The 12729-nt window shown below is 58.3% G+C and carries 15 protein-coding genes and 1 pseudogene; 5 read left to right on the top strand and 11 right to left on the bottom strand.

The features are described 5' to 3' along the window. Positions 1-17: 17 nt before the first annotated feature. Positions 18-905 carry a serine hydrolase domain-containing protein gene (locus ACXPVS_RS06590; protein WP_458509199.1) on the bottom strand — a complete coding sequence of 296 codons (888 nt, stop codon included), beginning with the start codon at positions 903-905 and terminating at the stop codon, positions 18-20. Positions 906-1226: 321 nt separating this feature from the next. Further along, positions 1227-2078 carry a CAP domain-containing protein gene (locus ACXPVS_RS06585; RefSeq protein WP_458509198.1) on the bottom strand — a complete coding sequence of 284 codons (852 nt, stop codon included), beginning with the start codon at positions 2076-2078 and terminating at the stop codon, positions 1227-1229. A 175-nt stretch (positions 2079-2253) separates the two neighbouring features. On the opposite strand from ACXPVS_RS06585, the gene ACXPVS_RS06580 reads away from it, so the two are divergent. After that, positions 2254-2874 (top strand): cell wall hydrolase, encoded by a 621-nt coding sequence (locus tag ACXPVS_RS06580; RefSeq protein WP_458509197.1) that lies wholly within the window; start codon positions 2254-2256, stop codon positions 2872-2874. A 34-nt stretch (positions 2875-2908) separates the two neighbouring features. Here ACXPVS_RS06580 and ACXPVS_RS06575 read toward each other — a convergent pair whose 3' ends face one another. The 4 genes from ACXPVS_RS06575 to ACXPVS_RS06560 form a co-directional block, all read right to left on the bottom strand. Beyond that, the gene (locus ACXPVS_RS06575) at positions 2909-4336 is read right to left on the bottom strand and encodes a diguanylate cyclase (RefSeq protein WP_458509196.1); all 1428 of its coding nucleotides are present in this window, start codon (positions 4334-4336) and stop codon (positions 2909-2911) included. Between the two features lie 214 nt (positions 4337-4550). Next, the gene (locus ACXPVS_RS06570) at positions 4551-4727 is read right to left on the bottom strand and encodes a hypothetical protein (protein WP_458509195.1); all 177 of its coding nucleotides are present in this window, start codon (positions 4725-4727) and stop codon (positions 4551-4553) included. Positions 4728-4776: 49 nt separating this feature from the next. Continuing rightward, a complete protein-coding gene (locus tag ACXPVS_RS06565; protein WP_458509194.1) occupies positions 4777-5475 on the bottom strand; it encodes a dienelactone hydrolase family protein in 699 nt (232 codons plus the stop codon). A gap of 36 nt (positions 5476-5511) precedes the next feature. Beyond that, a complete protein-coding gene (locus ACXPVS_RS06560; protein ID WP_458509313.1) occupies positions 5512-5679 on the bottom strand; it encodes a hypothetical protein in 168 nt (55 codons plus the stop codon). On the opposite strand from ACXPVS_RS06560, the pseudogene ACXPVS_RS06555 reads away from it, so the two are divergent. From ACXPVS_RS06555 to ACXPVS_RS06545, 3 genes and pseudogenes are all read left to right on the top strand, one after another. Next, positions 5629-5982: pseudogene (locus ACXPVS_RS06555) on the top strand (glutaminase); the annotation flags it as partial. The gene ACXPVS_RS06560 and the pseudogene ACXPVS_RS06555 overlap by 51 nt on opposite strands. Positions 5983-6160: 178 nt before the next feature. Then, positions 6161-7663, top strand: coding sequence for an aldehyde dehydrogenase family protein (locus ACXPVS_RS06550; protein WP_458509193.1), 1503 nt, complete (start codon positions 6161-6163; stop codon positions 7661-7663). Positions 7664-7830: 167 nt separating this feature from the next. Further along, entirely contained in the window at positions 7831-8181 is a 351-nt protein-coding gene (locus tag ACXPVS_RS06545; RefSeq protein ID WP_458509192.1) for a BON domain-containing protein, read from the top strand. Positions 8182-8261: 80 nt separating this feature from the next. On the opposite strand, the gene ACXPVS_RS06540 is transcribed toward ACXPVS_RS06545, so the two are convergent. Next, a complete protein-coding gene (locus ACXPVS_RS06540; RefSeq protein ID WP_458509191.1) occupies positions 8262-8924 on the bottom strand; it encodes a carbonic anhydrase in 663 nt (220 codons plus the stop codon). Positions 8925-8984: 60 nt separating this feature from the next. After that, entirely contained in the window at positions 8985-9452 is a 468-nt protein-coding gene (gene cynS / locus ACXPVS_RS06535) for a cyanase (RefSeq protein ID WP_458509190.1), read from the bottom strand. A 123-nt stretch (positions 9453-9575) separates the two neighbouring features. Here cynS and cynR point away from each other — a divergent pair, with 123 nt between their 5' ends. After that, positions 9576-10481, top strand: a complete 906-nt coding sequence (gene cynR, locus ACXPVS_RS06530) for a transcriptional regulator CynR (RefSeq protein ID WP_458509189.1) — start codon at positions 9576-9578, stop codon at positions 10479-10481. Positions 10482-10670: 189 nt separating this feature from the next. Here the strand turns inward: cynR and ACXPVS_RS06525 are convergent, their stop codons facing one another. From ACXPVS_RS06525 to ACXPVS_RS06515, 3 genes are all read right to left on the bottom strand, one after another. Then, entirely contained in the window at positions 10671-11000 is a 330-nt protein-coding gene (locus ACXPVS_RS06525; RefSeq protein ID WP_458509188.1) for a hypothetical protein, read from the bottom strand. 519 nt (positions 11001-11519) lie between these two features. Next, on the bottom strand, positions 11520-12023 hold the full coding sequence (locus ACXPVS_RS06520; protein ID WP_458509187.1) for a GNAT family N-acetyltransferase: 504 nt from the start codon (positions 12021-12023) through the stop codon (positions 11520-11522). A gap of 48 nt (positions 12024-12071) precedes the next feature. Beyond that, the gene (locus tag ACXPVS_RS06515) at positions 12072-12701 is read right to left on the bottom strand and encodes a glutathione S-transferase family protein (RefSeq protein ID WP_458509186.1); all 630 of its coding nucleotides are present in this window, start codon (positions 12699-12701) and stop codon (positions 12072-12074) included. Positions 12702-12729 lie beyond the last annotated feature (28 nt).

Raw genomic sequence — 12729 nt, 5'->3', positions numbered from 1 at the left:
GCTGGGTTACGGCTTTTCTACCGGCTTTTCCCAAGGACTGCCGACATACGCTTGACCACGTCGGCTTCGGCAACCCCTTCGTCGGCGCCTTCATGAAAGACCGCGCAACTCGCCGCGTTTTCGCCATCAACGCAGCGATAGACCGCCACTACGCTGCCCGGACCGGCGCCGGTGTGTCCGCTCAACGTCAGATCGCCCATGACCAAACCCTGCATCAGGCCTAGCGCGTAGCCTGGGGAAATCCACGGGCGACCGGGAATCGGGCCGCCGAGGACGCGTGCAGTTTGCATCGCTTGTAGCTGCACATTTGGTAGCAAGTGTCCGCTCAGCAGACCGTCCAGACAAAGAGCGGCCTCCTCAAGCGGGCCGACCAGTAAACCGTGATAAACCCAGCCGGGGTCGTAGGTTGGCGCGTTACCCATGTTCACGCCCTTTAGATCGGCTTGTGTCTTGGCGAGGCGTACGCGGGTTAAGCCGAGGGGGGCGAACACACGCTCCGCGAGCGCTGCTTCAAGCGTGCGCCCCGTCAGGCGTTCAATCAGTCGCACAACAAACAGATAGCCGACGTTTGAATAGCGCCAACCGTCCCCGGGGGCGTAGCGCAACCGGCTGGCATCAAGGCGTTGCAGCATGTCAGCGGCCGGCCACGGGGTCTCATGGCGAGCCACGGCGTTGTGGTAGTCGGCGAGCTCGCCATAATCCGCCAGCCCGGCCTCATGTCGCAGCAGCTGGCGCAGCGTGAAGGGCCCCTCAGCAACGGTGTCGTCCAGGTTGATCAACCCGTCACGCACCAGTGACAGCGCGGCAGCAGCGAGCACGGTTTTGGTAAAGCTCCACCAGGGCACCGCAGTATCCGGCCTTTCAGGCGTAACGAGCGCGCCGTTCGATACAAGGGAACACAGCATGAGTTGACTCTGGATGGAGGAGGGCGCAAATGGCCCTTGGTTTCTGCTAATCAGGCGTGGCCCAACGCAACCGCGAACGAGACCACGATCATGCAGGCAAAGGCAAAGTTTAGATTCATGACGTTTTCATCCAAAGCATTTTTGATGGCGTCATCTTGAACAGGTCACACAGAAATAAAAAATTCGGCTTTATGATTTGAATCATCGAAAGAATTGATGTCCAGGTGCTGTGTGTTTATCCCGCGCGCTGGCCAATCTCGCGCAAGCACGCAGTTTCACGCCCAAACATGCATGATCAACACTCAGCTGCGGAGCGCCCTCTCACTGCGCCCCGAACATCGCTGTCCAGTAAATCCCCGAATCACTCTTCGGATCTACCGCATACGCCGCGCCCAGCTCCTGGTACTTCGGGTTCATCAGGTTAGCGCAGTGACCGGCGCTGGATACCCAGCCCTCGACCACCTTGCGCACGGTGTCTTGTCCGGCAGCGATGGTCTCGCCGATTTGCCCGCCGCCATAACCTGCCAATTCAGCGCGGTCACCCGGCATGCGGCCATCGCGGTCCTTGTGATCGAAGTAATTGTTGTTCGCCATCGACCGGGCGTGTTCCTCGGCCGCCGTCGCCAGCGTGGCGTTCCAGGCCAGTGGCGTGGTGGCGGCAAAGGATTGCGTGCCGCACTGGCGCGGCTGACTGCGTGCGATGTTGAGTTCAGCCAACAGCTTCTGACCTTCCGCCTGCCAGTCGCCCAGGCGAGCGCTCAACAGCGGACGCGCCAGCACAATACGCCACTCACGGTCCTGGTGGCTGACGCCGACATCGACGAATTGCGGGTCCAGCACGATCTGGCAAAAGCTTTCTTGAATGGCTTTCATCGCCGACGACGCATCGCGCGGCCCGGACAGGCTGATCGCCTGTACATTCTTCATCGGATAACCCGCGGTGGCCATTGCCTGCTGCAGGTTGCCGACACTGTTGGCGTTCAGTGCCAGCCGTGGGTCGCCGGTCAGCGGTGGCAGTTCCTGCGATACCTGACCCGCGCAGCGTTGCACCTGACTGCGGTAGAGGTTGATCGAGTCAATCAGTTGTTTTTCGTCGGACGCCAACGCATTCACGGCGAACAACATCCCCAGTGACAACGTGGCAAGACGCTTAGCAGATGATTTGAATCGCATGGAAATCCCCTTGAGCTGACTGCGCCCATGATGCGCGATTTCACCCCCGCGAGCGCAATGACTTTTCACCCCCGAAGGCAGTTTTTTTGTCCGTCTGTTGGAATGAATTTTGGCAACTACAATCAAGCACAGTCGCCAGTGCGGCGTGGTTCCGGTTCCATCCGAAGGGTCGATCATGCGAGTTATCTGGATAGCCACCTGCTGGGCAATAACCCTTCTCGCCGGGCAGTCCATCGCGTCTGAGCTGGCGCAAAAAAAGCAAGTGGCCGAGGACAAGGCCGAGGTCCTTGAGCAGAAAGCCGCGCAGAAGGGCAGCGATGTACCGGTGCCCAAGTCTGAAACCATCACCACCTCCGAGGCTCAAGCGATCGATCCGGCCGGACAGTCGCCCATGGACGATGCAATCACCTGTCTGGCCCGCTCCATTTATTGGGAATCCAAAGGCAAATCGTCCGCCGACATGGAAGCCGTCGCCAGCGTCGTCATGAATCGCTTGGGCCATGAGGGCTTTCCGGACACGGTATGTGCCGTGGTCAAGCAGGGTTCTGAAACCAAAAATTGTCAGTTTTCGTGGTGGTGTGATGGACGCTCCGATCAGGCTCAGGAAGAAACCCAGTACGCGATTGCCAAGGAAATCGCGCGCAAGGCGCTCAACAAGCAACTGAACGACCGAACCCGCGGCGCGATGTATTTCCACGACAGGAATGTGAAACCCGCTTGGGCCAGGCAATACATCAAGACCACCGAGACTTCGATGTTTCTTTTTTATAAGCCGCGCCGTGGATCGGCGAAGTAGGGGGTTCGATCAAAAACAGGTGCGCAGATGATGGTCAAGGCAGAGATTGGAGGCTGGTTTTGATGGTCGTGACCACCCGGTTACGGCCTTCGTGTTTAGCGTGATACAGGCGTTGATCGGCTGTGCGCAGAATGGCCTCGATGGTGTCGCCGTCACGGCCGGATTGTGATACGCCAATGCTCACGGTGACCACGGTTGACCGCTGCAGGCCATGAAAAGAATTATTTGCTACGGTGCTTCGCAGGCGTTCGGCGATTACGTGCGCGCCTTCAAGTGAAGTCTGAGGTAGCAGTATCATGAATTCTTCCCCGCCCACTCGGGCTACGCCGTCATACGGCCGGATCGAATCGAGGCATTTCTCCACGAAGCTCTTCAGGATGTCATCGCCAACCTGATGCCCGAAGCGATCGTTGATGGACTTGAAATTATCCAGATCGAGCGCCAACACGGAGAACGGCTCACCGCCGCGCTGGGTCCGGTCCATTTCGACTTCGACCCGCTCCATGAACCGACGCCGATTATCAGCGCCCGTTAGTGGATCGGTCGCCGCAAGGTGCCCGAGTTCTTGATTGGTGCGCTGGAGTTCCTGCAGGGCGCTCTCGGTATACGCCATCGCTTCGGCAAGACGCACCATCAGCTCCTCTTGGCTGTAGATCTTCGAGAACGACCGCGTGGAGAGGAATGCTTGCACGACCCCATAGCTCAACATGAAGAATCCACCGGCGAAGATCGCATGAGCGAGCCACCACATGTGGTTCCACGGACGTGCAAGGATGAAGGCAAGCGACGACAGCGCGAACGCGGTGACCGAGATGACAAAAATCATCATCAGTGGCGAACGGATACGGCGCAGCAAGAGTATTGCGACGGTCAATGTAGAAAGAATGAGGGCTCCAGCTTCCATCGAGAGACGCACCGCGAGATCGCCGGCGATCGGTGAGTTCGCGACGTACGCCACTGCCACGTCAACCAGCAGGAACAGCCCTATCCAGGACAACCAGGGGCGGGCCTTCATTCGTTGGTCCGGGGCGTCAGGTGGGCGGTGGTACGACAGCATTCCGACTAACAGCAGAATCGACATGACCAGTCGAGAGGCCGGTCCATAAAGCAGGAAGAGCCAGATATTGTGGTGGGCAAGCCCGGTGAACGCACCATGCAACGCGTAGATCAGTACAAAACCGAGAAAACCTAGCGTCATCCATCGCAGCAGCGGATCTCCCGATGATTGATAGCAGCGCCACGTTACGTAAGTAACAAACAAGCCCGCCAAGGTGGCTGCCGTGATCGCAAGTATATGGAACAGGTGATTTTTAACTATAAGGGTGGGGTCTTGAAAGACGTATAAGTAGCCAATCAGATAGGCCGGAACAAACGCAAATCCCGCGAGCAGCAAGTAGGCGTACACCTTGACCATGAGGCGAACGGCTTCAGGTGACTCGCCGCTAGCGATGAGATTGCTCATGGTTCCCTCCACGTTGAAATCTAATTAGCCAGCACCGGTCCGGTGTTGGCTCCAAAGCCGCCTGCATGCCAACGGCCCCTTGCATCATTACGCAAATAGGTAATGGACCGGCCTATGGCATTTCAAGATTAGACGCCCTCCCGATTTCTGCTGCATAAGCAGGTAAAAAGGTTCACGCGAACGCCAGTAACTCGTAACGAATAGTTCATTTCCCTCATTGCGCCCATCCGTGCAAGCGGCCTGTGCCCCGGCGAATCAAGCGTCGAGCCCGTCCCCACTGGTATGCGGCTTCGATCTCGGTCCGGTTGATGCGCAGGTTGTGCCAGCCCCATGCCAGTGCCGAGAGGAAGATCGGCATACCCCGTCCGTTGTCCGTCAATGTGCTGCGCATCCGGGACACAAAAAGGGGACGTTGGAAGTCCCCTTTTGCTCGTCTGGCCTTACAGTTCCTGGCCCAAAAAGATCAACGTATTGCCATGGGCCTCAGCCGCTGCGCGTTGGTTGTAGCTGTCGCGATGCGAGCAGTTGAAGCCATGTTCGGCCTCCGGGTACACGACAATTTCGACGTTATCGTTGTTCTCGAAACGTTCGGCGATTTTTTCCACGGCTTCCAGTGGGATGTGGCTGTCCTGTTCGCCGAAGTGCATCAGCAGCGGCACTTCAATTTCATCGGCCCGCTCCAGTTGATTCTGGATTCCGCCGCCGTAATAGGCGATGGCCACGTCCACCAGCCCATTGGCGGCGGTGAGGTACGAGAGCAAACCACCGAAGCAGTAACCAATCGAAGCGATCCCGCCGTCCAGACCCGGCTGGGCTTTCAATGCGTCGATGGCCAACGCGATGTCGGTCTGTGCCTTGCCGACGTCAGTGGCGTTCATCAATTCGACGGCGCGTTTCCAGCCAGCCTCGTCGTAGCCCAGTTCTATGCGCTCGCCGCTGCGCCAAAACAGGTCCGGTGCAATCACCAGGTAACCGTCGGCAGCGTATTGTTCGGCGACCGAGCGGATGTGTTCATTCACGCCAAAGATTTCCTGGATCAGCACGATCCCCGGGCCTTTGCGGGTGTGCGGAATGGCCAGGTAAGCGCCAAATTTACCGTCGGCGCTGTTGATTTCGATCCATTGGGTGGTCACGCTCATGGTGGCTCCTGTTTTCGCAAGTGAGTTGGATGAAGTTTATTGGGGCTGTGTGGCCTTGAAGCTTGGCAGCACCTGCATACGTTCCCACCATTGGCCGACACCGTCCACGGCAAACATCGGTGGGGCATCCAACCCGTCACGCGTTGCCGCGCCGGCAGTTTTCACAACGACGTCGAAGTGGTACTGCGCAGTTATTTCAGCCATTGCGCGCTGCGCGTGAGCTGCGTGGACTTGGCGCGGGCGTTCTGTCTTCTGGCCAATGACGGCGTCTGCAAGCACAGCGGCGAATAGATCCTCACCGCCCGTCAGACCCAGCAAGTCAACTCGATCATGGCCACCCGCGGCCTTTACGATGAAGCCGGCAACTTTGCCTATCGCGTCGGCTTGTCCGGCAAGAGCGGAGTGGGCGGGGGGATTGTCGCGGTGGTGCCAGGGCAATTCACGGTGTGTGTCTGGTCGCCGGAGTTGAACACCGCCTGCAACGCCCTCGCGGGCATGGCCGTGTGAATTCATCGCTCATGACAGCCTCCTTGGACAGCAGGAAACGCTGATGTACCCCTTTTAGCGAAGGAGGGCCAGGTGAGGGGCGCCGGGTTCTCGATCATCGGTCGGGCGTGCGGTTAATGACGCTCCAGGGATTTTCCTATACATTTTCCGGCCGCCCACTGCATGGTGAAACCGCTTCATGTCTCTTGCGCTCGAACGTCTAGTCGCTGGCACGCCTATCCCTTTCGCCGGGAATCGTGTCTCTGTGGTCAGCCCCGAATTGGCCGCGCGCTTTCAGCCCGGGGACCATTTGCTGGTGGAGCAGGTCAGCGGTGAATTGCTGCTGATTCCGGTGGCCGACCAGCAAGCAGCGGCCATTGCAATCGAGCGTGCCGAGGCGGCGTTCAGCGCAATGTCCGCGGTCTCCGATCAAGCCATCAGCGAGTTCTTTGATCGCTTCGCCCAGCGCCTGGAAGACCCTGCCTGCTGGGCTTTGATCGAAGCCGCCAACCTGGCCGACATCGAGCGGGCCAAGGCCCGTGGGCGTTCCACCACGCGGCTTCTGGCGGATGAACGCATGCGTCTCGACATGATCGCCGGCCTCAGGGCCTGGCGCGATGCGTCGGCCACGCGCGGCAAAGTGGTCAGTTGCATCGAGCATGACGGCTGGAAAGTCGAGCAAGTGGTCTCGCCGCTGGGCATCGTCGCGTTCGTCTTCGAAGGGCGACCGAACGTCTTCGCTGACGCCGCCGGTGTGTTGCGCACGGGTAACACGGCGGTGTTGCGCATTGGCAGCGATGCGTTGGGCACGGCGCAAGCCATCGTCACCCATGCGCTGAATCCTGCACTGAATGACGCCGGGCTGCCGGCGGGCGCGGTGTCGCTGGTGGAAAGCGTCAATCACGCCGCCGGTTGGGCGATGTTCGCCGATCGGCGTCTGTCGCTGGCGGTGGCTCGTGGTTCGGGTCGCGCCGTCAGTCAATTGGGCAGTATCGCCCAACAGGCCGGCACCGCTGTCAGTCTGCACGGCACCGGTGGTGCCTGGTTGATCGCCGACAAGGACGCCGATGCCAAGCGCTTTGCCGCTGTAGTGCGCAACTCGCTGGATCGCAAAGTCTGCAACACGATGAACGTCTGCCTGATCCACCGTGACCGTGTCGCGCAATTGCTGCCGCTGTTCCTCGACGCGTTGCAACAGGCCGGCACCGCGCGCGGGCAGGGCTGCAAATTGCACATCGTCGAAGGCAGCGAGCCGTACTTGCCGACCGATTGGCAGACCGCCAGCGTTGAGGTGTACCGCGCCGAAGGTTATCAAACCGAAGCGTTGGCCGAACCGTTGCCCGAGGCTCAGTTGAGCCGCGAGTGGGAATGGGAAGAAACCCCGGAAGTCAGCCTGAAGATTGTCGATGACCTGGACAGTGCCATCGCGCTGTTCAATCGCTATAGCCCGCAGTTCACCGTGTCATTGATCAGTGAAGATGCCGCGGCTCAGGAGCGCTTCTACAGCGCGGTCAACGCCCCCTTTGTCGGTAACGGGATTACCCGGTGGGTCGACGGACAGTACGCGCTGAACAAGCCGGAACTGGGGCTTTCGAACTGGGAGAGTGGTCGCCTGTTTGCTCGCAGCGCGATTCTCTCGGGAGATGGGGTGTTCACGATCCGCAGTCGCATGACCCAGACGGATCTGTCGGTCAAACGCTGATCCAGCACCACGACCCCAGTCAACGGACGCACTATACTTAATGTGCGTCCGTATGGGCGTGGCGAGCGCTCCAAAACGAATCAGATGTCCATAACGCTCGCCTGAGAGTCAAGGTTGCACAGCCAATGGACGGGCAGTGCCTCTGATGACGTAGAGAGGGTTACACCATGAAACTTCATTCCTTTCAACAGTACTCTCATGATCTGGAAAGGGGCGTTCACGACACGTGGATTACCGCGAGGGTGAAGTCAGCCCTGGCGATGGCTGAACCCAGCCTGGGCCTGCAAATCCATGTCAAAACCCACAGTGGCACGGTGGCATTGAGCGGTCGTGTCAACACCCATAAACAGTGTGAGCAGGCAGTTGCTCTGACCCGTTCGGTTCCGGGCGTCGTCGACATCGATGCCAGTGACTTGCTGACTCACGTGTTCACCCCCGGCAGTATTCCAGAACCCCCCAACGCCGAAGAGAGCGTTGAAATTCGGCCACAATCTTCAGCAAAGATGGACGATAAATAACCCGGTCGATCGTGTCAGTGCCGCGCTCCCGTGAACCGGGGGCGCAGCGTCGATCGTCTCGCGGCCAATGGATACACGCTTCAGGCTGCTGCTTCTAACGATCGGGCTTGAAGGGCGCAGGTGTCCGGATGCTCGGCGAGCGCCACAAAACGGTGGCTGTTGGCATCCAGGGCGTCGACCGACCCGGTCTCGATGTCGTAAACCCAACCATGTAAATTCAGCCGGCCTTTCTCCTGGGCCAGGCGCACGCTCGGATGCGTCTGGATATTGGCCAGTTGCGCGATGACATTTTCCCGAACCATTGAGCTCACCTTCGCCGCATCATTGGCGTGAGGGCGGGATTCGTTGATGACTTTCGCTGACTCTGCGTGTTGCAACCAGCCGCTGACGGCGGGCAGGTGGTCCATGCATTTGCACTTGGCGACGGCAGTCATGGCGCCGCAGTCCGAGTGCCCGCAGATCACGATATCGGTGACACCGAGCACTGCGACCGCATACTCGACCGTCGCCGACACACCGCCGGGGTGAGGGCTGTAGGAGGGCACGATGTTGCCGGCATTGCGGATCACAAACAGTTCACCGGGTTCCTGTTGGGTCAGTAGTTCCGGCACGACACGGCTGTCGGAACAGGTGATGAACAGTGTGCCCGGATGCTGGGTAGTGGCCAGGTGCTTGAACAGATCGGTTCGTTGCGGAAAGGCTTCGTTCTGGAACTTCAAAAAACCGTCGATGAGCGCTTTCATGGTGATGTTCTCATGTGTGAGTCGGGTTTGACCCGCACATCAGTGCGGGCCGGTATCCACTTAGAAAGGACGCAGTGGTAGGAATTTGCCATCGAGGGTGATCACTGCGCGGGAGCCGCCTTCCGGGTCTTCGACTTTCTTGATGTCGAGCTTGAAGTTGATCGCACTGATGATGCCGTCGCCGAATTGCTCATGAACCAGGGCTTTCAAGGTGGTGCCGTAAATCTGGATCATTTCGTAGAAGCGGTAGATGGTCGGGTCGGTCGGGACGCCCGAGAGGCTGCCGCGCAACGGGATGATCTGCAGGCGGGCTACGGTGTCGGCGTCCAGGTCAAGTTTTTCGCCAATCACTTTGGCGGCACTTTCTGGCAGCGGGTGCTGGCCGAGCAGGGCGGCAGTGATGTAAGCCAGACCGAGGCCGGTGCCGTCGGCGAGGTCCTGCCAGGACAAGTTTTTGCTCGCTTTGGCATCGAGGATCGACGTGGTCAGGGCCAGGCTTGGGTCGTTGTAAGCGTGGGACTGTTGCATGGTGTTTCACCTGTCGGGAGTGATGTTGCTTGGGTGTGGAGCAATCTTGTGCTGATCGATCCATAGCGTCCAAGACCGATATACAATGCAAGGCATAAGCACAGCCTATAGAGGGTAATTCCCATGTTGCTCCGACATTTACGCTATTTGCTGGCGGTCGCCGATCACGGCGGTTTCACCCGCGCCGCCGAGGCGCTTCATGTTTCGCAGCCGACCCTGTCCCAACAGATCCGGCAACTGGAAGAAACCCTGGGCGTGAGCCTGTTCGACCGAACCTCGCGCACGGTGAAACCGACCGATGCGGGAGAGGCCTACATCGAATGTGCTCGTCGGGTGCTGGTGGAACTGGAGGCAGGCAAACGTGCGCTGCATGACGTAAAAGACTTGTCCCGCGGCACCTTGCGGTTGGCCATGACCCCAACGTTCATGGCGTACCTGGTGGGGTCGCTGGTGCGCGATTATGTGGTGCGGTATCCGAATATCCATCTACAGATTTTCGAGCTGTCGATGGATGACATCGAGGCCGGGCTGGTGGATGACTCACTGGACATCGCCATCGCGTTTACTCAGGTCAGAAATGCCGACATCGAGTCGATCCCGGCGTTTACCGAGACGTTGGGCGTCATGGTGGGGCGCGATCACCCGTTATACGAAAGCCAGGTCGCGTTGTCCGCGCAAGAGGTCGCGCAACTGGAGTTTGCGCTGCTGGCCCCCGACTTCGTGACCCGCACTCGTATTGATGAGTACTTTGCCCAGGAGCAGATCACGCCGAAGGTGGTGATCGAGGTCAACTCGGTGAGTACCTTGCTGGAAGTCATTCGTCACACGGCCATCGCCACCATCCTTCCCGACCCCATCGCCACCGAGGACCGGGCGTTGCGCAAAATCCCGTTGTTGGGGCCTGCGCCCAAACGAGGGGCCGCGGTGCTGCGACGCAAAAACAACTATCACAGCGCAGCGTCGGTGGCTTTTATGGAACTGGTATTGGGTGCGGCTGCAGGTGAGTCGACGGCATCAATCTTCTATTAATGGGCACACCCCATTGAGCGCCTTGCCCGAACCCTTGGCTTCGAATCGGCGATCCTGATCTACAAGCAGGAACGACTGCACCTGTCTTTAAAATACAAAACGCCCGATGCGGTGCATCGGGCGTTGGGGTGAAACAGGTGTAAACCTATTTCAGGACTGGACAGGGTGAAATAAACCCCCTGGGAGCTATCAGGAGAACCGGTCAATCACCCGAACTTCGTTCTGGTTCTGCATTGAGGCCCATGCCTGTTTCAGTGTGTGCAGAACATTACCGATGAAGTCCTTGTCAGCCGCGGCTTTCTTGCCGACATAGCCTTGGCCGCGACGGTACATCTTCAGTCGGGCGAGCAGATTCTGGTTGTTCTTGTCGAACTCCGCTTCATGGGCGTGAGGCGACAGGCAGTCGATATGCACCTGGCCCGACTTGCTGATCCACAGAATATGGCTGTCATGGCTGTCTTTTTGCGCAGCGAACAGATGAGCCAAGTCATCGATAGTGGGTTGATTGTTCAGATTCATAGTAAGCCCCTTGACCATTTGGTGATCTTTCAAAGTTGATTCGCTAATACAGGTAGCCCATCGGTTAGTTGATCCCTGGCACCGAAACCAGGACGTCAGCGGTCAGCCGCCAAATTGACGGGGTCCCGCGTCTGCTGCATGTAGTCGTGTTGAATAACTGCTACGCAATAGCGTCACAACGAGGAGAAGCGGCGAAAACCTTCTGGCCACTGCCGACATTTTCAGGGTCGGCCACAAGCTTCATGAGGATTGATCGCCAGCGCTTCTCGTCCTTGTACTGGACGTTCAGGCCAGGTCAGCGTCTTCAATCTGCCTTGTGGGCAGCGTGTATCCGGGAAAACAGCTCGGCGGTCAGACGAGCTTGCTCAAACGTGTTGCCTGTACTCCCGATCGGGGAGACGTCTGCATCATGCAAGGGCAAATCGGAGGCGTCAACGATTTTGTAGTGATTATTTTTGAGCACTACATATTGTCGGACAAAGTCGTTTGGAATTAAAAAACGGAAAGGGAAAGCGCCAGTCAGGACGACGGCAACGATGTCTGGAATCGGTAAACGGTGCAGGGATAACCGTCTACCGGCAGCTGATGCAGAGTGAAGTTTCCATGGGTGATATCAGCCAGGACCCTGGCCCAGAACCGCTGCGCGGGCTGATTCACGTCGAGGTGGAAAATTTGCCATTGACCGAGGAACCGGCTTAAGAGGGTGGAAACGACAAACGTCGCGACGCCTTGGCCACGAAAGCGTCGACTGACAAAGAAGTAACCGATGTTGTACTCGGCATCATGAATATAGGTTTCATCATCCACTGTCACGAAACCGGCCAATTCTCCGTCGACCTTGATCAGAAACGGCCTGGTTGCGGGTTTTCGCCAGTAACCCGGTTTGGGCTGAGCGTTGAAGAAACCCTGCTCACCGAGCTTCAGCGGCAGCCACTCGCTGAAGTCATACATATAGAACTGCATCAGGTTTTCAATCGTTTCCAGTTCGTCGCGCTGGGCGGCGTGCAGTTCGATCAAAGGCATGTTGATGGCTCCTGAGGTGCAGGCCATCCCTGGCCCGGGCATGATCACTCAGTGGGGGGCGAAATCGTATTGTCCGCCTTTTTTCAGTGCGGCTTGATAGGCCGGACGAGCCTGAAAGCGTTCAATCCAGGCCGCAATATGAGGATAGTCATCGAGTTTGCCTTGGGCTCGGGCGATCTCGCCGATAAAACTCATTTGGATGTCGGCGCCGCTGAACTCATCGCCCAGCAGATAATCGGACGGGCTCAGAGCCGTGTCGAGGTAGCTCAGGTAGTTGGCCACCTCCGAATTGATCCGCGGATGCAAAGGTGTGCCGGCCTCACCGAGACGCCCTACATACAGGTTCAACATCAACGGCAACATCGCCGAGCCTTCGGCGAAATGCAGCCACTGCACGTATTCGTCATAGGCGGGGGTGGACGGATCGGGTTGCAGGCGACCGTCGCCATGGCGGCGAATCAGGTAGTCGATGATCGCCGAGGACTCGATCAGCTTCTGCGCGCCGTCTTCGATGACCGGTGATTTACCCAGGGCGTTGATCGCTTTCAATTCCGGCGGTGCCAGGTTGGTCTTCGGGTCGCGCTGATAGCATTTCAGCTCGTAAGGGATGGCCAGTTCTTCCAGCATCCAGAGAATCCGCTGGGAACGGGAGTTGTTCAGGTGATGCACAATAATCATGGTTGAGGCCTTATCAGAAAATGGGGCT

The sequence above is a fragment of the Pseudomonas sp. Ma2-10 genome (assembly GCF_054330215.1).
The sequence above is the reverse complement of the archived record's forward strand: the minus strand, read 5'-3'. Positions and strand labels throughout refer to the sequence as shown.

What these genes read in the sequence shown, in the direction of transcription:
- ACXPVS_RS06585 (WP_458509198.1), bottom strand. Translation starts at nt 2,078, where the DNA reads ATGCGATTCAAATCATCTGCTAAGCGTCTTGCCACGTTGTCACTGGGG.
- ACXPVS_RS06515 (WP_458509186.1), bottom strand. Translation starts at nt 12,701, where the DNA reads ATGATTATTGTGCATCACCTGAACAACTCCCGTTCCCAGCGGATTCTC.
- cynS (WP_458509190.1), bottom strand. Translation starts at nt 9,452, where the DNA reads ATGCAACAGTCCCACGCTTACAACGACCCAAGCCTGGCCCTGACCACG.
- ACXPVS_RS06540 (WP_458509191.1), bottom strand. Translation starts at nt 8,924, where the DNA reads ATGAAAGCGCTCATCGACGGTTTTTTGAAGTTCCAGAACGAAGCCTTT.
- ACXPVS_RS06560 (WP_458509313.1), bottom strand. Translation starts at nt 5,679, where the DNA reads ATGGCTGAAATAACTGCGCAGTACCACTTCGACGTCGTTGTGAAAACT.
- ACXPVS_RS06590 (WP_458509199.1), bottom strand. Translation starts at nt 905, where the DNA reads ATGCTGTGTTCCCTTGTATCGAACGGCGCGCTCGTTACGCCTGAAAGG.
- cynR (WP_458509189.1), top strand. Translation starts at nt 9,576, where the DNA reads ATGTTGCTCCGACATTTACGCTATTTGCTGGCGGTCGCCGATCACGGC.
- ACXPVS_RS06570 (WP_458509195.1), bottom strand. Translation starts at nt 4,727, where the DNA reads ATGCGCAGCACATTGACGGACAACGGACGGGGTATGCCGATCTTCCTC.
- ACXPVS_RS06520 (WP_458509187.1), bottom strand. Translation starts at nt 12,023, where the DNA reads ATGCCTTTGATCGAACTGCACGCCGCCCAGCGCGACGAACTGGAAACG.
- ACXPVS_RS06545 (WP_458509192.1), top strand. Translation starts at nt 7,831, where the DNA reads ATGAAACTTCATTCCTTTCAACAGTACTCTCATGATCTGGAAAGGGGC.
- ACXPVS_RS06565 (WP_458509194.1), bottom strand. Translation starts at nt 5,475, where the DNA reads ATGAGCGTGACCACCCAATGGATCGAAATCAACAGCGCCGACGGTAAA.
- ACXPVS_RS06580 (WP_458509197.1), top strand. Translation starts at nt 2,254, where the DNA reads ATGCGAGTTATCTGGATAGCCACCTGCTGGGCAATAACCCTTCTCGCC.
- ACXPVS_RS06525 (WP_458509188.1), bottom strand. Translation starts at nt 11,000, where the DNA reads ATGAATCTGAACAATCAACCCACTATCGATGACTTGGCTCATCTGTTC.
- ACXPVS_RS06550 (WP_458509193.1), top strand. Translation starts at nt 6,161, where the DNA reads ATGTCTCTTGCGCTCGAACGTCTAGTCGCTGGCACGCCTATCCCTTTC.
- ACXPVS_RS06575 (WP_458509196.1), bottom strand. Translation starts at nt 4,336, where the DNA reads ATGAGCAATCTCATCGCTAGCGGCGAGTCACCTGAAGCCGTTCGCCTC.